Genomic DNA, 18,482 nt, shown 5'->3' with positions numbered 1-18,482 from the left:
GTCGCCCGGGGTGAGACCTCCCCGGGCGACCCGACAGCTAGGAGCTGCGCGACCAGGCGCGGATTCGCCTGATGAGACCGTCGGGATCGAGGCCGTGCGCGGTGACGTGCTCGGCCGGGGTGCCGTACCGGCGCAGTTCCTGATGCGAGGTGCCGATGCCCAGGAATCTTCGCGGAGCGTCGTCGAGCTCGGCGGCGACGGCCGCGACCGAGGTCCCCTCGAGCCACGGCTCGATCACCACGACCTCGCCGCCGGCGTGGGCGCGCAGGGCCTGACCGTCGAGCGGCACCACGGACGTCGTCGTGAGCAGCGTCGCGTCCAGCTCCCGGGCCGCTGCGAGTGCCGCGTCGCGGACGGGCCCGAGGGCGAGGAGCGTGAGCGGTCCGCCCGCCGGAGCGGATCGTCGGCCTGGTCCTCGCCCCTCGTGCAGGACGTGCATCGCCCCGTCCGTGGGGATCCGGGTCGCCTGCGTCAGTTCGGAGGTGCGTACGTAGTGGAGACCGTCGCCGGCCACGGCCGCGCGGATCGTCGCATCGACCTCGGCCGCGGTGCCGGGTGCGTGCACCGTCATGCCGGGAACGGTCGCGGCGAGTGCCACGTCCGCCGGGCCCTGATGGGTACGGCCCGACGACGCCTTGTCGAACGACCCTCCGGCGCTGACGAGCACGCCGCCCACGCCTTGGTGCGCGAAGTCGAGCTTGATCTGCTCGAATGCCCGCTCCACGAGGAACGGCGCGAACGTGTGCATGATCGGCCGGACACCGTTCAGGGCGAGGCCGGCGCCGAGGCTCACCAGGAGCTGTTCGCGGATGCCGACGTTGATCACGCGGTCCGGGTGGGCGCGCGCGCCGGCCTCGAGGTATTGCCCGGAGATCTCGGCCCAGACGACCGCGAGATCCTCGCGCTCGTCGAGCAGGGCGCACGACGTGCGCCCGAACTGGGCGCGAGGGGACGGTGCGAGGGGTGCCGCGGTGCTCATCAGGCGGCCTCGCTCTTGTTCTCGACCTGGGCGCTCTTCTTCTCGACCTGGGCGACCACGGCGTTCGGGGTGCCGGGGACGCGGCGGGCCAGTGCCTCCTCGAGCAGCCTCTGATCGCGGCCGTCCACGCGGTCGGCGCGCCAGCCGTTGGCACGCAGACGCTGCTCGATACGGCCGTGGACCGTGTAGGAGGACGAGATGTTGTCGACCACCACGAGGGTCAGGTTCTCCAGCTTCGCGGCCGCGGCGTACTCGATCGCCTCGGCGCACGATCCCTCGTCGAGCTCGGCGTCGCCGACCAGGACGATCACGCGGGCGGAGCTGTCGCGGATGCGCAGTGCGTGCGCCGCGCCGACGGCGAGCGGGAGGCCGTGTCCCAGGGATCCGCTGGAGATCTCGACCCCCGGCACCAGCAGGTGATCCGGGTGCAGGCCCAGCACCGACTCGAAGGCCCCGAACGTGTCGAGGTGCTCCTCGGGGAAGAATCCGTGGGCGGCGAGGACCGCGTAGTAGGCCATGGGCCCGTGGCCCTTGCTGAGGTAGAAGCGGTCGCGGTCGGGATCGTCGATCGACGTGGGCGTCACCCGCAGGATCCGGCCGTAGAGCACGTGGAGGACGTCGAGGGTGGAGGTCGCGGCGGCGGTGTGCGACTCGTCGCCCGCGAGCCGGGACATGAGGGCGGTGATGCGAGCACGCGTGACGGGGCGCCGCGTGACGGTCCGAGATGTCATGGCAGTACTCTCAAACTTCAAGGGAACATGAAGTCAACACCCGGCGAGAGGATCACCGTGCCGACCCAGCAGGACCTGACCGTGGGGCAGCTCGCACAGCGCGCGGGCGTCGCGACCTCGGCGTTGCGCTACTACGAGGAACGCGGGCTGATCGCCTCACGCCGCACGGGAGGGAACCAGCGGCGCTACGCGCAGGCGACATTGCGACGGGTCGCGTTCATCCGCGCCGCGCAGAACGTCGGGCTCAGCCTCGAGGAGATCTGCGAGGCCTTGACGACTCTCCCCGAGGGGCGCACCCCGACCAAGCGCGACTGGCACCGCCTCAGCCGAGCGTGGCGGCCACGGCTCGACCAGCAGATCGAGCGTCTCGAACGCCTGCGCGACCGGCTGGACGGGTGCATCGGCTGCGGCTGCCTGAGTCTCAAGGCCTGCGCCCTGTACAACCCCGAGGACGAGCTGTCGACCGAGGGAACCGGCGGCGTGCTGCTCGAGCCCGGGCACGACGACGACGTCAGCGCCCGGCGGCGCAGGAGGCGCTGAGCGGTGCCCCGCTCCCTGATCCTCGGTGTCGCGGTCAGCTCTCACCGCGGCCCGTGTCGATGCGTCGCTGCCACCAGAGGGTGAGGGCGACGACCGCTGCGGTGAGTCCTGCCACAAGGGCAGCGACCATGGCGACGATGTCGACGCTGTCGGCCGTGACGGCGTATCCGGTGCCGTTCGCGGCGAAGATTCGGGCCGACAGGTATCCCAGCGGTAGCGCCACGGCCATCGGGAGCAGGGTCGCCAGGCCGTAGACCCAGTCGGACTCGCCGTCGCGGAGTCCTGCGCGCAGCAGGCGCGACCGCTCGCCGACCACGACCAGGACACGGTCGCCGATCTCGCGGACCAGGCCGATCGCCAGGATCCCGGTGGCGGCGATCATCGCGCCTGCCAGCCAGTCGTAGACCGGGCTGAAGAAGTCGCTGGTGCCCGCGACCTTCCACGGATTGACCACGGGGAGGCCCGAGAACACCGCGAGGGTGTCGGCCTCGGTCCATCCCGGCGGCGCGCTCACCAGCATGCCTGTCGCGGCCGCGGAGATCGTCCCCTCGCGGTTCTCCGCGGAGCCGAACCGCACGGTGAACCACAGACCGGGCGCGGCTGCTTCCTCGTTCGTGCAGGTCATCGTCTGCTCGTCCAGTCCGAAGAACTGTCGGGCGGCGGCGCAGTCCTCGGTGGTGACGATGCCGTCGGACGGCTCGGGCCCCGCCTCGGCGGCAGGCGTGGGCGTGACGGCCAGGGTTTCCGCTCCTGCCTGCCGGGCGCGCTCAGCGGCCGTGTCGATGTCGTCGGCGCGGCTGTCCGCCCACGTGACCACCCACACCTCGCGCTGGGCGCTGGGTAGCACCGATACGGGCGCGTTCTCGGTGAGGCCGGCGATCATGGCGGTGGTGGCTCCGGCGAGATACACCAGCACGGCGGCCATCACGGCGGGGCGGGCCAAGGTGGACCGGCGGGCCACGACGAGACGGCCGGCCAGCCACGCGGTCGGCTGTCGCAGCAGTCTTCCCACGGTCGCCATGCCGCCGAGCAGGGGTGGCACGGCCATGGGGAGCGTGATCGTCGCGCCGGCACCGGCCACCATCAGGACCGTCACCCCCAGGTCGTAGCCGGCATCCGACCTCAGCAGCTGCGGGACCCATCCGGCGAGTGTCATCACCGCCAGGCAGGCGGCGAACGGCAGTACCCGCAGGACCGAGACACCACCCCGTGGCCGGCTCGGCTCCCGCTTGGCCCAGAGAGCCGCAAGCGTGGCGTTGAGCAGGACCAGCGCGACCCCGGCGGCGACGGCGAGGCCCGGCAGGTCGAGGGCTCCGGGAAGCAGGGACGCGCCGATGCCTGGAAGGTGTGTTCGGGGCGCGATCGCCACGCCCCAGAGCAGCACGCCGAGTGCTGATCCGATCGTGGCGAGCACGAGGGTCTCGAGTGCCACGAGCAGCCCGATGCCACGGCGCCTGACCCCGAGCCGCCAGAGCGTCTCCGCCCGCTCGGTGCGCACCTGCGAGACCGCGCGCGCCGACCCCGTCAGGACCATGAGGGCAGGCAGCATCAGCAGCCAGATGGCTCCGACGATCGCCGCGCCGGCAGCTGGCACGTCGAGGACGGTCTCGACAGGGTAGCGAGGCCCGGGCCCCCTGAAGCCGGAGCTCGCGATCGCATGCTCTCCCAGGGAACGGCCCTCCGGCGCGCGGGCGACGACGAAGCCCTCCGAGCGGGAGGCAAGCCCGGCGTCGCCGATCGTGTGTCGAAGGCCTGTGCCTGCCCTGCTCGGTGCGAACCCGAGGTCCTCTGCCGTGTAGCCTCGCGCGAGCAGTCCGGGTGACAGCACCGCTTCCCCGGGCGCCGGCAGTGCCGACAGCCCGGGAGGAATGATGGCCGGGTCGTCCTCGGATCCAGGTGCGGGGTCCAGCCAGAGCACGGGGAACTGGCTGAGGTCCGGCAGGATGGGTCCGGTGACGGCGACCGTCATCCTGCTCTCTCCCGAGTCCACCACCGGATGGCGCGCGCCGGTGTGGTCCGAGGTGAGCAGGCCCAGGTGGATGATGCTCATGGCGAGCAGGACGGCACACGTGGCGATCAGGGCGCCGGCGACGATGCTGATCTGACGCCAGCGCTGACGACGATCCGTGGACAGGGCCAGACGGCGGGCAACGGTCCAGATCGCGAGGTTCATCGAACGGTCACGTCCCGCAGCTCCACGACACGGTCGCACCGGTCGGCCACGCGCTGGTCGTGCGTGGCGATCACGGCGCCGATACCTCGCTCACGCACCATGCCGGTCATCAGGTCGGACAGCCGCACCGCGTTGGTGCCGTCGAGACTCGCCGTCGGCTCGTCGGCGACGAGCAGGCACATGGACTCGCGCACCAGGGCTCGGGCCAGGGAGACACGCTGTGCCTCCCCACCGGACAGGTTCGCCACGCCACGCTCGGCGAGGTGCTCGACCCCCACGGCCGCCAGTGACCGTCTCGCGGCCGCCAACGCGTCCTCGCGCGCGGCCCCTTCGAAGAGCAGCGTGATCGCCACGTTCTCCGCGACGTTCACCTCGGCCAGGAGGTCGGGCGTCTGGTATGCCGTGCCGATGAGACCGCGCCGGGCATCGGCCCGGCGCGCCGCCGAGACGCCGGTCATCGGATTCCCCGCGATCCTGATCTCGCCGGCGGCCGGCCGGCTCAACCCGACAAGACAGTGGAGCAGGCTCGTCTTGCCGGAACCGCTCGGACCCATCAGCGCGACCGATTCCCCGGCATCGACATGGAGGCCGAACCCCTTGACCAGCACCTGATCGCCGTACGCGATCTCGATTCCTTCGACGGTCAAAGGAGGCTGCATTCGACTCTCCGGGAACTATCAGCCGTAGGCGACTGGATGGACGGATGAAATGCGGTGCTGGCCAGTCGTTGCGCGAGGACGTCCGACGCGGCGCCCTGGGACGCTCGGGACGCCACGCCGGACGGCGATCAGGAGGAATACCTCATCGGCCCGCAGTTGTCGAAGATCCGGTCCCGACAGCCACGGAACTTCACACGGACCGAGGCCAGGTCCAGGCCGGAACAGCCACCGCCGTAGTTGTCCTTCACGATCGTGCGCTGGCCCGCGCTGTTCCAGCTCTGGTTCTCGAACGTGTTGCCATCGTTCATCGAGTCACACGAATACATGTTGTGCCAGTTGTAGGTGGAGGCGTAGCCGCCCGTGGTCGAACTCTGCAACGCGTAAGCCACCGGTGAGGTTGCCGACGCACCGACCACGATGGCGATCAGAACTGCGAGGAACGTCCTCATATATCCCTCCTTCGAGGTACTCGCCCGTACCCTACATCGACCTCCCGCGGCCGGGCCCAGAACTGTTCCGCGGCCCCGCGGGCGCCGCCCCCGGCCTCCTGGCTCAGGCCCCTCACCAGGGCACCTCCGCCTACGGCAAGGTGTGCAACGGCAGCGCGGCCGCGGCCCTGCAGCCCGACATCCGCTTCGCGACGGGCGTCCTCAGCCGCCGGCCGTCAGGAGGGGGCGACCAGCCTGCGCACGCCCGTGACGAGTGTCTCCCGCTGGATCGCGAGCTCGTGCCCGGAGTCGATGGTGGCCTCGGCGCCGCCATGGATGAGCGCCAGCAGGAGCGCGAGCAGCTGGCCGGCGGGCAGGGCGCGGGTGACCTCGCCCGCCCGCTGCGCGGCGTCCAGGGCGTCGAGCTTGCGCAGGGTCGAGCTGGTGATCGCCGGCAGCTGGTCCAGGACACCGGGGCGTTCGAGCTGGTGCCAGCGCATCAGCCGGACCAGCTGCGGGTTGGCCACGGCGAAGTCGAACAGCGCGCCGGCGTATGCGGGGAGGTCGGAGGCGGTGAAGGGGACCGTGTCGAGCAGGAGGGTGAGACTGGTCCCGAGGACGTGGTCGAACAGCTCCTCCTTGCCTCCGAAGTAGGCGTAGATGAGCTGCTTGTTCGCGGCGGCTTTCTGGGCGATCCGGTCGACCCGTGCACCGGCGAGGCCGTGCTCGGCGAACTCGGTGGTGGCGGCCCCGAGGATGCGCCGCTTCGTCGCTTCGGAGTCGCGGGTGGCCATGCGAGGATTCTACAACCAACCAGTCAGTTGACAGGGGTCTCGCGTCGGCCTAGCTTGTAACTAACCGGTTGGATGACGAACGAGGGAGCCACATGTCCAGTACCACCCGCGTCGCACTCGTCACCGGAGGATCCTCCGGGATCGGTGCCGATGCCGCCCTGCGGCTCCAGGACGCCGGCTACACCGTCTACGCCGCGGCCCGGCGCATCGACCGCATGTCGGCCCTGCGGAATGCGGGCGTCCGGGTGCTCGGGCTCGACCTCACCGACGACGCCTCGATCCGCGACGCGGTCGACGAGATCGTTCGTACCTCGGGCCGCATCGACGTACTGGTCAACAACGCGGGTTACGGTTCCTACGGCGCGGTCGAGGACGTTCCTCTCGCCGAGGCGCGTTCCCAGATCGAGGTCAACGTCTTCGGGCTGGCCCGGCTCACCCAGCTGGTGCTGCCGCACATGCGCGCCCGGCGCAGCGGTACGGTCATCAACATCAGCTCCATGGGGGGCCGGTTCGTCACTCCCCTGGGGGGCTGGTACCACGCCAGCAAGTTCGCGGTCGAGGCGCTCAGTGACGCCCTGCGCCTGGAGACCGCGCAGTTCGGGATCCGGGTCGTGGTCGTAGAGCCCGGATCCATCCGCACCGAGTGGGGCGCCATCGCGGCGCAGGGCGTCCAAGAGACGTCCGGTGCCGGTGCATACTCCGCGATGGCCGACGGCGTCGCCGCGACTCTCGCGGCGAGTTCGCAGCCCGATGCCCGGATGACGTCCGGCCCGGAGGTCATCGGCAGGACCATCGTCAAGATCGCCACGGCTCGCCGCCCGCGCACCCGCTACCGCATCGGCTTCGGCGCCGCGCCCCTGGTGTTCCTGCGCCGGCTCCTGCCCGACCGCGCCTTCGACGCCCTGATCCGCCGCGCCTTCGGGGTCTGACCCGGGGCCGGGCGCCACCTGCTGCCTCCCCGTGGAACCCGCCGTCGTCCACTCTCCACGACACCGGGACGCCGGGTCGGTGACGATCTCCACCTGGCTGACCGACGCGAACCGGCCCTTCGCCCACGACACCACGTTCACCATGACGGACGGCTCCACCGGCGCGCAGCCGGCCCGGAGCATCAGGACGTTCGTGGTGGGCTGACGTCCCGCCCGGCCGGGCCGGCCGCGTCCTCGCCGCCGACGGGCGCCGTCGACTCCCGCTCGACGACCCGCACGGCGTCACTGCTGATCGGCGCCGCGGCCGGACCGTCGTCGAGGGCGTGGCGCAGGCGCTCGCGGATGTGGGCACCCGTTCCCGTGAAGTCGTACCGGACGGTCGTCAGTGTCGGCCCCAGCAGGCCGGCGAGGGGCTCGTCGTCCATCCCGACGATCGAGAGGTCTCCCGGGACGTCGAGCCCGGCGGAGCGGGCCGCCGCCACCGTGACGGCGGCGAACAGGTCGTTGAAGCAGCACACGGCGGTGACCGGGTCCTCCCCGGTGGTCCAGTCCCGCAGTGTCGTGGCGACCGCGCCGATGGCCCTCGCGTCGGGTGGGCCGGTGACCGAGGCCACCCGGGGTGGCGCGAGGCCGAGCTTCTCGACGGCGGCGGTCGCCGCGGTCAGCCGAGTCGCCGAGAAGGGGTGCACCTGGGCGTCGCTGACCGTGAGGATGCCCAGGCGCCGGTGGCCGAGGGCCGCCAGGTGCTCGACCTGCAGGGCGCCGGCGGCACGGTCGAGACTCTCGATCGAGGACGTCACGACGACGACGGGGACGTTCGCCGCGAGCGCCGCGGCCGAGTCCTCCTCCGGCAGGGGGAGGACCTCGAGCAGGGCCTGTGGTGAGATGTCGCGAAGCGCGTCGACCAGGCGGTTTCCGGGGCGCACCGTGAGGGTGACCAGGGAGCGGCCCGTGGCGCGTACGGCGTCGGTCAGGGCTGCGACCAGCTTCGCGAAGTTCGTGCTGCCCGGCACGTCGGGCAGCACCAGCAGCACGATCCCCGACTGCCCCTTGCGCAGTGCGCGGGCTGCCGCGTGCGGCAGGTAGGCCAGCTCGGCCGCGGCGGCGCGCACCCTGGCGACGGTCTCGGGGGAGAAGGACTGCCGGTCGCTCCCGTTGAGGATGTAGCTGACGGTCGAGCGGGACACGCCCGCGGCCGCCGCGACGTCTGCGGCTGTTGCCCGTCTTCCGTTCACGGTCACCGTCCCCCTCGTGTCCAGGCCTCTTGCGTTGCGCCCAGGTAGCACCCTGCAGTACTCACACGTGTCACTCACACGTGTGAGTGATGCAAGGTCCGTACCATCGTTCAAGGGAGAACCGGGACCATGTCTGAACACGTCGCACGCAGAGCACCGAACGAGTGGTGGACCGGTGTCGTCGCCGGTATGGCTTCCTACATCGACGCGGCCGCCATCCTGGCGGTCGGTATCGCGCTGGTGATCTACCAGTTCACGATCGGCATCACCCCCGGCCAGATCGGCATCATGTCTGGGGCGCTGACCTTCTGCATCGCCATCGGTGCGCTGGTCGGAGGGCGCCTCGGCGACCGTTTCGGCCGGCGCCGGGTGTTCATCGTCACGATGGCGCTGATCGTGGCAGGCAGCGTACTGACCACGTTCGGGACCACCTTCCCCGTACTGCTGCCGGGGGTCGTCCTCGTCGGCCTCGGCGTCGGAGCGGACCTGCCGGTGTCGCTGGCGACCATCGCCGAGTCGGCCAGCGACCGCAACCGCGGCAAGCTCATCCTGCTGTCGAACATGCTCTGGGTGGCGGGCATCCTCAGCTCCATCGCTCTCGCGTCCGTCTCCGGCGGCCTGGGCCGCCTCGGCGGGCAGCTCATGTTCGGCCAGGTCGGCGCCGTCGCGCTCCTGGTACTCGTCGCCCGCCTCAGCATCCCGGAGTCCGGCCTGTGGCTGGAGGCGCGCCGGCGCCGTGACGCCGGAGAGGCCGAGTCACGTCCGCGGGCCCGCCTGCGCGACCTGTTGCGCACCCCGTACTCGACGCCGTTCATCGCGCTGATCGTCTTCTACACCCTGACCAACCTGGGGGCGAACACGACCGGTTCGTTCAACACGTTCATCGCCACGAACTTCGCCGGGACGAGTGTCGAGACGTTCAACCAGTGGGCGCTGATCGCGATGGTGGTCAGCTTCGCGCCCGGGCTGCTGTTCATGAAGTTCGTGGACACCCGCTGGCGGATGGCCTTCTTCACCGTCGGCGCCGTGCTCGCCGCGGCGAGCTACCTGTACCTGGCCGTCGTCGGATTCACGCTGACGACCATGGTCGTCGCCCTGTTCCTGGCCCTCGTCGGCAACACGTTCGCCTTCGAGGGAATCATGAAGGTCTGGACCCAGGAGTCCTTCCCCACCATGCTCCGGTCCACGGCCCAGGGCGGCATCGTGGCCTTCGCCCGGGTGGCGGCAGCGCTGCTGGCGACCGTCACGCCCGCCCTCCTGCAGTGGAACCTGCAAGGTGTCTACGTCGGGCTCGCCGTCGTGACGGGCGTGGGGTACCTCGTCGGAGGCCTCGTGCTGCGCCGCTCGCGCAACGAGTTCCGCACCGAGGAGCACGCCGAGGCCCGCACCGAGGAGCTCGGGCAGGGCGCCTCCGTGTCCGCCCCGGCCCCCGCGGACCACTGACCCGCGCTCTCCGACGCCCCCCGCCCCGACAGATTCCCAGGGAGCACCATGACCATCACCCGCGTGAGCGAGGACAGCGTCCCGGGCCCGCACGGCCCCGTGCCCGTCCGCGTCTACGAACCCGTGCAGCCGGAAGGCACCGGCCTCGTGTGGCTGCACGGCGGAGCCTTCTACCAGGGCGACCTGGACGTGCCCGAGGCGGACTGGGTCAGCCGCCGCCTCGCGGAGGCCGGGATCACCGTCGTCTCGGTCGACTACCGGCTCGCGCTCGACGGCGTGCACTTCCCCGTGCCCGGCGACGACGTCCTGGCCGCGTGGACCTGGGCCACCGGTGAGCACCGGCTCGGCGTGGCACCCGAGAACTGGCACCTCGGGGGCGGGAGCGCCGGGGGGAACCTCGCGGCGTCCGTCGCGATGCAGGCCCGGGACGGGCGAGGCCGCCTGCCCCGGTCGAGCGTGCTCGTCTACCCGGTGCTGCACGACCAGGTCCCGCCGGCCTCCGCGGAACTCCGGGCGAAGGTGGCGCGGCTGCCCCAGGATGAGCAGTTCAGCCCTGAGGCGAGCCGGGAACTCAACCTGAACTACGTCGGTCAGGAGGACCTGCTCACCCACCCGTACGCGTTCCCGGCCAACGGCGTGCTCGACGGGCTGCCGCCCACCCTGATCGTCAACTCCGACCACGACGGCCTGCGCGCGTCCGGAGAGGCCTACGCCGCGGCGCTCGCGCTGGCGGGTGTGGACGTCACCGTCGTGCGTGAGGTCGGCGTCGGCCACGGCCACCTCAACGAGACCAGCGCGCCCGGGGCCCGGCGCACCGTGCGGCGGATCAGCGCCTGGCTGACCCGTCCGGATCTGATCGGCGAGGCGCACGAACCGCCCGTGGACGGCGCCCCCACGTCGGCCGGCGTCACCGATCCGCAGTCCGCGGCACGCGGGGGCGAGCCGGCCGCCCCGACGAGCGTGAGGTGACCATGCCGCTCGACCCGATCATCGCGCCGCTGCTCGCCCACCACTCCGGCGAGCCCGTGGTCACCGACGACTACGACGCGCTGCGCGCGCAGGTACGTCGGAACGTCGAAGCCGGGCTGCCGCAGCTGGCCGAGCCCGGTCCCGAGGTGCGCAGCGTCGAGGATCACGAGATCCCCGTCCGGGACGGGTCCGTCGTGCTGCGGGTCTACCGGCCCTTCACGGACGGGCCGCACCCGATCCACCTCTACTTCCACGGAGGCGGCTGGGTGCTCGGATCGGTCTTCGACAGGAGCACGGACATCCTGGTGCGCGACGACGACGCCGCCTATGTGGAGCGGCTGAACGAGGCCGGGGTTCCCGCCCGCTTCCGGCTGCACCCCGGACAGGTGCACAGCACCGCGATCTTCACGAAGATCTCACCAGCGGCCAGGGCCTGGCGGAACCAGATCGTCGAGGCGCTGCGGAGCGTGGACGGCCCCGAGAGGCACGTCACCTCGTGCGGGCCGTAGCGGCCGCGAACCCGCACCGTGGTGGTCGTCAACGCGGGCGCCCCCGTGCTCCTTCCCTGGCGGGACGAGGTCGCCGCCGTCGTCGCGGCGTGGTTCCCCGGCCAGGAGTTCGGGGCGGCGCCGGCCGACGTGCTCAGCGGTGACCGGGAGCCGGGAGGACGCCTCCCAGGTCACGTGGCCGGCCGACGAGGACCACCTGCCGGTGCGCGACGTCACAACGGCAACCGCCACCCCCACCGCCGAGTCCAGGCGACCGTCGTGACTCCCCGCGCCACCCCCGCCGCCACCAGACGTCAGTGCATCACGGCGAGCAGCACACCCACCCCCACGAACAAGCTCCCGAACACGCGGTTGACGGTCCTCGAACCCGACTCCCCGGCGGTCAGCCGGCCCAGCCCGCGCGCGGTCGTCGCGAAGAAGAACCACATGACCAGGACATCGATGGCCACGACCGTCGCGGCCAGGACCGCGTACTGGCCGGCCAGAGGCCGATCCGGCCGCACGAACTGCGGCACGAACGCCAGGAAGAACACGATCGCCTTCGGGTTGGTGAGATTCACCAGGAGCCCGCGCCGGAACATCGACGGGACGGGCTCAGGCACCCCGGCACCGCCGTCCGTGCCGACCCCCGGGCCCGGCCGCGTCAGGAACTGCCGCACGCCCAGGTAGACCAGATAGGCCGCACCGGCGTAACGGATCGTGTCGAACAGCCACGGCGTGCCCGCGACCAGCACCCCCACCCCGGCCGCCACCACCACGATGTGGATCAGCAGCGCCGCCTGCTGACCGAGGATCCCCCAGATCGACCGGGCCCAGCCCGACGTCATCGCGTTCGACATCGTGTTGACCGCCCCGGCGCCGGGCGTGAAGGAGATCAGGACGCCCGCACCGACCAGGGCCAACCAGAGGGAGAGCGGCACGGCGGACAGCCTACGGGCTCAGCCGCACGCTCCCCGAACCGTGCACCGGCCGCCGACGGCACCTCCACCGCCCCCCGCGCGACGGCCTGGAGGTACCCTCCGGGACGAGGAGCCCGACGGCGAACCGGGCCGACCGCCCGCGACGCGCGAGACGAAGGAGTCCGAGACCCGATGACCGACCCCCGCGAGACCCAGCTCCTGGCCACCGTCCCCGACGGCCTCCACATCGGCGGCCACTGGCGGCCCGCCACCGGCGGCGCCACCCTCGCCGTCACCGACCCCGCCACCGGCGACGTCGTCAAGAACGTCGCCGACGCCACCCCCGCCGACGGCACCGCCGCCCTCGACGCCGCCTGCGACGCCGCCGACCACTGGGCAGCCACGCCGCCCCGCGCACGCGGCGAGATCCTGCGCCGCGCCTTCGACCTGCTCACCGAACGCGCCGACCAGGTCGCGCTCCTCATGACCATCGAGATGGGAAAACCGCTGGCCGAAGCGCGCGGCGAGGTCACCTACGGCGGCGAGTTCCTGCGCTGGTTCAGCGAGGAGGCCCCCCGCATCGCCGGACGGTACGGCGTCAACCCCGAGGGCACCGGCCGCATGATCGTCAGCCGACACCCCGTGGGCCCCTGCTACCTCATCACCCCCTGGAACTTCCCCCTCGCCATGGCCACCCGCAAGATCGCCCCGGCGCTCGCGGCCGGCTGCACGGCCGTGGTCAAGCCCGCCGAGGCCACGCCCCTGACCACGATGTACCTCGCGCAGCTCCTCGCCGAGGCCGGGCTGCCGGCCGGCGTGCTGAACGTGGTCACGACGTCGTCCCCGGGGCCGGTGTCCGAGGCGATCATCGGCGACCCGCGGCTGCGCAAGCTGTCGTTCACCGGGTCCACACCGGTGGGACGCACCCTGCTGCGCCAGGCCGCGGGGGGCGTGCTGCGCACGTCGATGGAGCTGGGCGGCAACGCGCCGTTCGTCGTGTTCGAGGACGCCGACCTGGACAAGGCCGTCCAGGGGGCGCTGGCGGCGAAGTTCCGCAACATCGGCCAGGCGTGCACGGCCGCCAACCGGTTCCTCGTGCACCGTTCGGTCGCCGCCGAGTTCACCGAGCGGGTCACGAAGCGGGTGGCGGAGTTCCGCAGCGGGCGCGGTACGGAGGAAGGCGTCACGATCGGGCCGCTCATCGACGACGCCGCCGTGGCCAAGTCGGCGAGCCTCGTGCGCGACGCCGTGGACCGCGGCGCGGTCCTGCGCCTGGGCGGGGAGCTCGTCGCCGGGCCCGGCTCCTTCTTCCCCGCCACGGTGCTCGGCGACGTGCCTGCCGGGAGCGAGCTGCTGCGCGAGGAGATCTTCGGCCCGGTGCTCGCCGTCGTCCCCTTCGACGACGAGGACGAGGCCGTGCGCCTGGCCAACGACACCGAGTACGGGCTGGTGTCCTACGTCTACACCCGCGACCTGGCGCGCGGGCAGCGCATGATCGAGCGGCTGGCCACGGGGATGATGGGGCTGAACCTGGGCGTGGTGTCCAACGCGGCCGCTCCGTTCGGCGGCTGGAAGTCCTCCGGCCTGGGCCGCGAGGGCGGTGTCGAGGGGATCGCCGAGTACCTGGAGACCAAGTACACGCTGACGCCGGACCCGTTCGCCTGACGCGCGGCCCGTCCGGGCCCGTCCCGCGCGCGGAGACGGGCCCGGACGGCCGGTTCCTTCGGGATGCCTCAGGCCGGTGGCGTGACGGCGTCCAGGCGTGCGAGCTCGTCGTCGGTGAGGCGCAGGGCCCCGGCGGCGATGTTCTGCTCCAGGTGCGCGAGGTCCCCGGTGCCCGGTATGGCCAGCACGTGCTCGCCGCGGTGCAGGGTCCAGGCGAGCCGGACCTGCGCGGGCGTGACGTCGTGGGCCGCGGCGACGGCGGCGACCTCCGACTCGCCGGTCATGACCGCGCCGCCCGGGACCGCGCCGGGAACGGCGGCGCCGACGGAGAAGAAGGGCACGAACGCGATGCCGTGCTTCCCGGTCAGGGCGACCAGGTCGTCGTCCCCGCGCTCGGTGAGGCCGTAGCGGTTCTGCACCGCGGCCACCTGCGTGATCCCCATCGCCTCCGTGAGCTGGCCCGCGTCGACGTTGGAGACGCCGATGTGCGCCAGGAGCCCGGCCTCGCGCAGCTCGGTCAGTGCGCTCACGTGGTCGGCCAGGGAGCCTGCCTCCTTGCCCATGCCGGATCCCCAGCGCAGGTTGACGAGGTCCAGGTGGTCGACACCGAGCTGGCGGAGGTTTTCCTCCACCTGGCCGCGCAGCTCGTCGGGCCGCGCGTAGGGCGCGAACGCGAGCCCGCCCGAACCTTCCCGGACGGGACCCACCTTGGTGGCGATCACCACGTCGTCCCCGTACGGGTAGAGGCCCGTGGAGATGAGCTCGTTGGCCGAGCGGGTGGGCAGGAAGTAGAAGGCGGCCGTGTCGATGTGGTTCACGCCGAGCTCGACGGCGCGGCGCAGGACGGCGATCGCGGTGTCCCGGTCGCGGGGCTTCTCGTCCCAGGGCATTCCGGTCAGGCGCATGGCGCCGAAGCCGATCCGGTTCACCGTGCGGTCGCCGAGGCGCCAGGTACCTGCGGCGCGGGCCGACGGGGTGGTGGTCGTGATGTCGTTGGTCGTCATGCGGCCAGCGTGGACCGCGCGCCGCCGGAAGCGCAGCCGCTGGCAGGTTGTTGCCACGGCTGGACGGGCCACGAGGCAGCCGGAAGGGTGGAGGACATGGCGGGCACAGTCAGGACGACCGATGCGGGGATCACCGTGGTACGCGGCGAGGAGGAGGTGTTCCGCCGGACGGCGCACCTCTTCGCCGACGCGAGGAGTCTCACCTGCGCGGCCAACACGCTCGCGTCCTGGGGATGGACGCACGGCCCCGGCGACTCCCCGGGGTTCTCGGGCAGGTCCATCACCCCGCGCCGGCCCGACGCGCGGATCCGCAAGGTCTACCGCTCGGGCATGCTCCTGGACCCGGCCTGGTCGCAGCGAATGGCCACGGTGCTGGAACACCCGGGCGTCGAGGTCCGCGTCGCCGACCAGGAGGTGAACGAGACGATCATCATCGACGGGCGGCTCGTCATCCTGGCCGGCGACCTGCGCTCCGGCGAGCGCACCTACAGTCTCATCACCCGGCGCGAGGCCGTCCGCGGCGTGAGCTCCCTGTTCGAGGCCGCCTGGCGCGGGGCCGCCGACCTGGACCTGTTCGACGCCGGGGCCGCGGAGATCCGCCGCCTCGCGCCCCAGGTGCTGGACCTGCTCGGGCGCGGCGTCAAGGACGAGACGGCCGCCCGGGAGCTCGGGCTCGGCCTGCGCACCTACCGGCGCCGGGTGGCCGAGCTGATGGCCGCGCTCGGCGCCGACTCCCGGTTCCAGGCCGGGGTGCGCGCCCGGGAGCTCGGCCTGGTCTGAGGCCGGCGTCGGGATCCTGCCCTGCCGTATGTCCGGCCCCACCGCGTGTCCGGCCCCACCGCGTGTCGGACCCTGCGGCGTGGCGGGCTCTGCCGCGTGCCGGACCCTGCGTCACGGCCGCACGTCAGGCGGACCGCGACACCGCGGCCAGCCGACGGACCGCCTCCCGGAGGCGGTCCGGCCCGGCGGCGGCGTACCCGATGACGAGGCCGGGCGGTCCCGCCCCGCGACGGTGGGACGACAGCGGGTGCACGGTGACCCCTGACTCGGCGGCCCGGGCGGCGAGCGCGGCGTCGTCCACGTCGCCGGGCAGCGTGACCAGCAGGTGCAGGCCCGCTGCCACGCCGTGCACGGTCGCTGCCGGCAGGTGCGTGGCGAGCGCGGCCAGCAGCGCGTCGCGCCGGGCGCGGTGGCGCCGCCGCACCTGCCTCAGGTGCCGGTCGAACGCGCCCGAGGTGATGAAGTGCGCGAGCGCGAGCTGTCCCAGGGCGGGGCTCGCGAGGTCGGTCCAGTACCGCGCCTCGGTCAGCTCGGCGCGCATCGGGGCGGGCGCCAGCATCCAGCCCAGCCGCAGCGCGGGCGCGAGCGACTTGGACACGCTGCCCAGGTGCACCACGCGGTCCGGGGCCAGCCCGCGCAGGGCGGGCACCGGGGGCCGGTCGTAGCGGTGCTCGGCGTCGTAGTCGTCCTCCACCACCAGACGGGCGGGGAAGCCGTCCGGCCGTTCCGTCCGCGGCGACGGCCCGGAGGACCACGCCACCAGTTCTCGCCGCCGCCCGGGGGCGAGTGCCACACCGGTCGGGAACTGGTGCGCGGGCGTGACCAGGACGGCCTCGAGACCGGAGGCGTCGAGCGCGGCGACGTTGAGACCGTCGTCGTCCACCGGCAGCGGGACCGGATCGACGCCCCAGCGCCGTATGTGCTCGCGCGCTCCGCGCGAGCCGGGGTCCTCGAAGCCGATCCGCGTGATCCCGTGGTCGCGCAGCACCGTCGCCAGCAGCAGCAGGCCCTGTGACACACCGTTGACGACCAGGATCTCGTCGGGGTGTGCGCGCACCCCGCGGGTGCGGGCGAGCCAGCCGGCGAGGACCTCGCGCAGGGCGGGCAGGCCACGGGGATCGCCGTAGCCGAGGTCCGCGGACGCCAGGCTGCTCAGTGCCGCGCGCTCCGCACGCGCCCAGGCGGCACGGGGGAACGCCGACAGGTCGGGAAGGCCGGGGGAGAGGTCGATCCGTGGCAAGCCGGCGGGAGGCCCGCCACCGTGTGCCGTGATGTCCGGCGACGTGATGTCCGGCGACGTGGTGCCTGGCGACGTCGTGCCCGGCGTCGTGGTGGCGGATGGGGTGGGGGTGCGTGGCGTGCGGCCAGGGGTGCGGGCGGGCTCCGCGGGCGCGGGCAGCCAGTCGGTACGGACTGTCGTCCCGCCGCCTCGGCGGCCGCTCAGCAGGCCTTCGTCGGTGAGCCGCCGGTAGGCGTCCACGACGACGCCCCGTGAGCAGCCGAGCTGGCCGGCCAGCACCCGGGTCGCGGGCAGGCGGTCACCGGCGCGGAGGCGGCCGTCGCGGACCGCGTCGCGCAACGCGTCGGTGAGCCAGGTGGTCAGGCCGCCGGCGGGCGCACGGGCGGGATCCAGCTGGAGGAAGTCGGCTCCCGGCATCTTGGTACCCTCCGATGAGATCTTCTTGGCTCTGTCCAAGGGACCAATGTGCCACACAGGCTGTGCTCATGACAGCAACCACGAACAGCCTCCCGCCGGGCAGCCCCCCGACGGATACCGGGCTGGAAGCCGCGGGCACCAGGCAGGAAGCCGCGGGCGTCGCGACGACCGGCGAGGGGCACCGGGCCCGGTCACGGGGCGGCGTGCTGTACGCCGCCATCGCCATGTCCCTGGTGGGCGGCCTCGTCGCGGTGTCCGGCACGCTCGAGGACGCGCCCCTGTTCACCGTCCAGACGGTGCGCTACGTCCTGGCCACCGGCGCCATCCTGCTGGCACTGCGGGTCACGGGACGCGCGGTGCCCCGGCCACGCGGCCGCGAGTGGGCATGGCTCGCGGGCGTGGCCCTCAGCGGCCTGGTGCTGTTCAACGTGGCGATCGTGCGCGGCGTCGAGCATGCGGAGCCGGCGGTGATCGGCGTCGCCGTCGCGGCAGTGCCGGTCCTGCTGGCCTTCGCCGGCCCCCTGCTGTCCGGGATGCGTCCCGCGCCTGTCGTGATGGCGGGGGCGGTCGTGGTCACCGTCGGCGCCGTCTTGGTGACCGGCGGCGGGCGCACCGACGCCGCGGGAGTGGGCTACGCGCTGCTGACGCTCGCGTGCGAGGCCGGGTTCACGCTCCTGGCCGTGCCGGTGCTGCGCAGCCTCGGGCCGCACGGCGTCTCGCTGCACACCATGTGGATCGCGGCCGCGGGCTTCGCGGCGCTCGGCCTGGCGACCGAGGGACCGGCCGCGGTGCTGCTGCTCCGGCCCGACCACCTGCTCGCGACGGCCTACCTGGGGCTGCTCGTCACGGTGGCGGGGTTCCTGCTCTGGTACACGGCCGTCGGCCGGATCGGTCCGGGCCGCGCCGGGCTGTTCACCGGCGTCGTGCCCGTCGCGTCGGCGGTGGGCGGCGTGCTGCTCGGCGGGCCGGTCCCGGGCCCCGTGGTGTGGCTGGGCATCGCGGTGGTCGCGACGGGCGTCGGCATCGGGATGCGCGCCGAGCGCACGTGACGGGCGGGTGCGGCGGCCATGTCCCGGCGCCGCGTCCGG

General features: G+C 72.7%; 19 protein-coding genes and 1 pseudogene. 10 read left to right on the top strand and 10 right to left on the bottom strand.

Features of this window, described 5'->3' with window-relative positions:
* Window positions 1-37: 37 nt before the first annotated feature.
* Together HGK34_RS12800 and HGK34_RS12795 are read right to left on the bottom strand one after the other, a co-directional pair.
* Window positions 38-979, bottom strand: coding sequence for a transketolase family protein (locus tag HGK34_RS12800; RefSeq protein ID WP_201847881.1), 942 nt, complete (start codon window positions 977-979; stop codon window positions 38-40).
* Window positions 979-1,710, bottom strand: a complete 732-nt coding sequence (locus HGK34_RS12795; protein ID WP_201847879.1) for a thiamine pyrophosphate-binding protein — start codon at window positions 1,708-1,710, stop codon at window positions 979-981. Before HGK34_RS12795 ends, HGK34_RS12800 begins: the two co-directional genes overlap by 1 nt.
* A gap of 27 nt (window positions 1,711-1,737) precedes the next feature.
* Here HGK34_RS12795 and soxR point away from each other — a divergent pair, with 27 nt between their 5' ends.
* A complete protein-coding gene (soxR, locus tag HGK34_RS12790) occupies window positions 1,738-2,250 on the top strand; it encodes a redox-sensitive transcriptional activator SoxR (RefSeq protein WP_201847877.1) in 513 nt (170 codons plus the stop codon).
* 34 nt (window positions 2,251-2,284) lie between these two features.
* Here soxR and HGK34_RS12785 read toward each other — a convergent pair whose 3' ends face one another.
* The 4 genes from HGK34_RS12785 to HGK34_RS12770 all read right to left on the bottom strand — a co-directional run bounded on the left by HGK34_RS12785 (window position 2,285) and on the right by HGK34_RS12770 (window position 6,304).
* Entirely contained in the window at window positions 2,285-4,423 is a 2,139-nt protein-coding gene (locus tag HGK34_RS12785) for a hypothetical protein (protein WP_201847875.1), read from the bottom strand.
* Window positions 4,420-5,082, bottom strand: coding sequence for an ABC transporter ATP-binding protein (locus tag HGK34_RS12780; protein ID WP_201847872.1), 663 nt, complete (start codon window positions 5,080-5,082; stop codon window positions 4,420-4,422). The genes HGK34_RS12785 and HGK34_RS12780 overlap by 4 nt, the downstream gene beginning before the upstream one ends.
* Window positions 5,083-5,210: 128 nt before the next feature.
* Window positions 5,211-5,531, bottom strand: a complete 321-nt coding sequence (locus tag HGK34_RS12775; protein ID WP_201847870.1) for a hypothetical protein — start codon at window positions 5,529-5,531, stop codon at window positions 5,211-5,213.
* 215 nt (window positions 5,532-5,746) lie between these two features.
* Window positions 5,747-6,304 (bottom strand): TetR/AcrR family transcriptional regulator, encoded by a 558-nt coding sequence (locus HGK34_RS12770; RefSeq protein ID WP_201847868.1) that lies wholly within the window; start codon window positions 6,302-6,304, stop codon window positions 5,747-5,749.
* A gap of 92 nt (window positions 6,305-6,396) precedes the next feature.
* Between HGK34_RS12770 and HGK34_RS12765 the strand changes: the two genes are divergently transcribed.
* Together HGK34_RS12765 and HGK34_RS23240 are read left to right on the top strand one after the other, a co-directional pair.
* Entirely contained in the window at window positions 6,397-7,233 is an 837-nt protein-coding gene (locus HGK34_RS12765) for an oxidoreductase (protein ID WP_201847866.1), read from the top strand.
* A 79-nt stretch (window positions 7,234-7,312) separates the two neighbouring features.
* The gene (locus HGK34_RS23240) at window positions 7,313-7,438 is read left to right on the top strand and encodes a hypothetical protein (RefSeq protein ID WP_280517906.1); all 126 of its coding nucleotides are present in this window, start codon (window positions 7,313-7,315) and stop codon (window positions 7,436-7,438) included.
* On the opposite strand, the gene HGK34_RS12760 is transcribed toward HGK34_RS23240, so the two are convergent.
* Window positions 7,416-8,468 carry a LacI family DNA-binding transcriptional regulator gene (locus HGK34_RS12760; RefSeq protein WP_201847864.1) on the bottom strand — a complete coding sequence of 351 codons (1,053 nt, stop codon included), beginning with the start codon at window positions 8,466-8,468 and terminating at the stop codon, window positions 7,416-7,418. The genes HGK34_RS23240 and HGK34_RS12760 overlap by 23 nt on opposite strands.
* Before the next feature lie 129 nt (window positions 8,469-8,597).
* Here HGK34_RS12760 and HGK34_RS12755 point away from each other — a divergent pair, with 129 nt between their 5' ends.
* The 4 genes and pseudogenes from HGK34_RS12755 to HGK34_RS23545 all read left to right on the top strand — a co-directional run.
* Complete coding sequence (locus tag HGK34_RS12755; protein WP_201847861.1) at window positions 8,598-9,911, top strand: MFS transporter; 1,314 nt, start codon at window positions 8,598-8,600, stop codon at window positions 9,909-9,911.
* 48 nt (window positions 9,912-9,959) lie between these two features.
* Window positions 9,960-10,880: an alpha/beta hydrolase gene (locus HGK34_RS12750; RefSeq protein WP_201847859.1), complete on the top strand. Its 921-nt coding sequence runs from the start codon at window positions 9,960-9,962 to the stop codon at window positions 10,878-10,880.
* Window positions 10,877-11,389, top strand: coding sequence for an alpha/beta hydrolase family protein (locus tag HGK34_RS22735; RefSeq protein ID WP_244666683.1), 513 nt, complete (start codon window positions 10,877-10,879; stop codon window positions 11,387-11,389). The genes HGK34_RS12750 and HGK34_RS22735 overlap by 4 nt, the downstream gene beginning before the upstream one ends.
* Before the next feature lie 18 nt (window positions 11,390-11,407).
* Window positions 11,408-11,518 (top strand): annotated as a pseudogene (locus tag HGK34_RS23545) (glycoside hydrolase family 3 C-terminal domain-containing protein); the annotation flags it as partial.
* 164 nt (window positions 11,519-11,682) lie between these two features.
* On the opposite strand, the gene HGK34_RS12740 reads toward HGK34_RS23545, so the two are convergent.
* Window positions 11,683-12,309: a LysE family transporter gene (locus tag HGK34_RS12740; protein WP_201847857.1), complete on the bottom strand. Its 627-nt coding sequence runs from the start codon at window positions 12,307-12,309 to the stop codon at window positions 11,683-11,685.
* Between the two features lie 171 nt (window positions 12,310-12,480).
* Here HGK34_RS12740 and HGK34_RS12735 point away from each other — a divergent pair, with 171 nt between their 5' ends.
* Window positions 12,481-13,953, top strand: coding sequence for an NAD-dependent succinate-semialdehyde dehydrogenase (locus tag HGK34_RS12735; protein WP_201847855.1), 1,473 nt, complete (start codon window positions 12,481-12,483; stop codon window positions 13,951-13,953).
* Window positions 13,954-14,021: 68 nt separating this feature from the next.
* On the opposite strand, the gene HGK34_RS12730 is transcribed toward HGK34_RS12735, so the two are convergent.
* A complete protein-coding gene (locus HGK34_RS12730) occupies window positions 14,022-14,957 on the bottom strand; it encodes an oxidoreductase (protein ID WP_201847853.1) in 936 nt (311 codons plus the stop codon).
* Window positions 14,958-15,053: 96 nt separating this feature from the next.
* Between HGK34_RS12730 and HGK34_RS12725 the strand changes: the two genes are divergently transcribed.
* Entirely contained in the window at window positions 15,054-15,737 is a 684-nt protein-coding gene (locus HGK34_RS12725; RefSeq protein ID WP_201847851.1) for a helix-turn-helix domain-containing protein, read from the top strand.
* Window positions 15,738-15,861: 124 nt separating this feature from the next.
* Here the strand turns inward: HGK34_RS12725 and pdxR are convergent, their stop codons facing one another.
* Window positions 15,862-17,394: a MocR-like pyridoxine biosynthesis transcription factor PdxR gene (gene pdxR, locus HGK34_RS12720; protein WP_201847849.1), complete on the bottom strand. Its 1,533-nt coding sequence runs from the start codon at window positions 17,392-17,394 to the stop codon at window positions 15,862-15,864.
* A 68-nt stretch (window positions 17,395-17,462) separates the two neighbouring features.
* Between pdxR and HGK34_RS12715 the strand changes: the two genes are divergently transcribed.
* Complete coding sequence (locus HGK34_RS12715) at window positions 17,463-18,443, top strand: DMT family transporter (protein WP_201847847.1); 981 nt, start codon at window positions 17,463-17,465, stop codon at window positions 18,441-18,443.
* Window positions 18,444-18,482: the final 39 nt, after the last annotated feature.

The organism is Myceligenerans indicum, assembly GCF_016742955.1.
GTDB classification, from domain to species: Bacteria; Actinomycetota; Actinomycetes; order Actinomycetales; family Cellulomonadaceae; genus Myceligenerans; species Myceligenerans indicum.
This window is presented reverse-complemented; position numbering and strand designations above follow the sequence as displayed.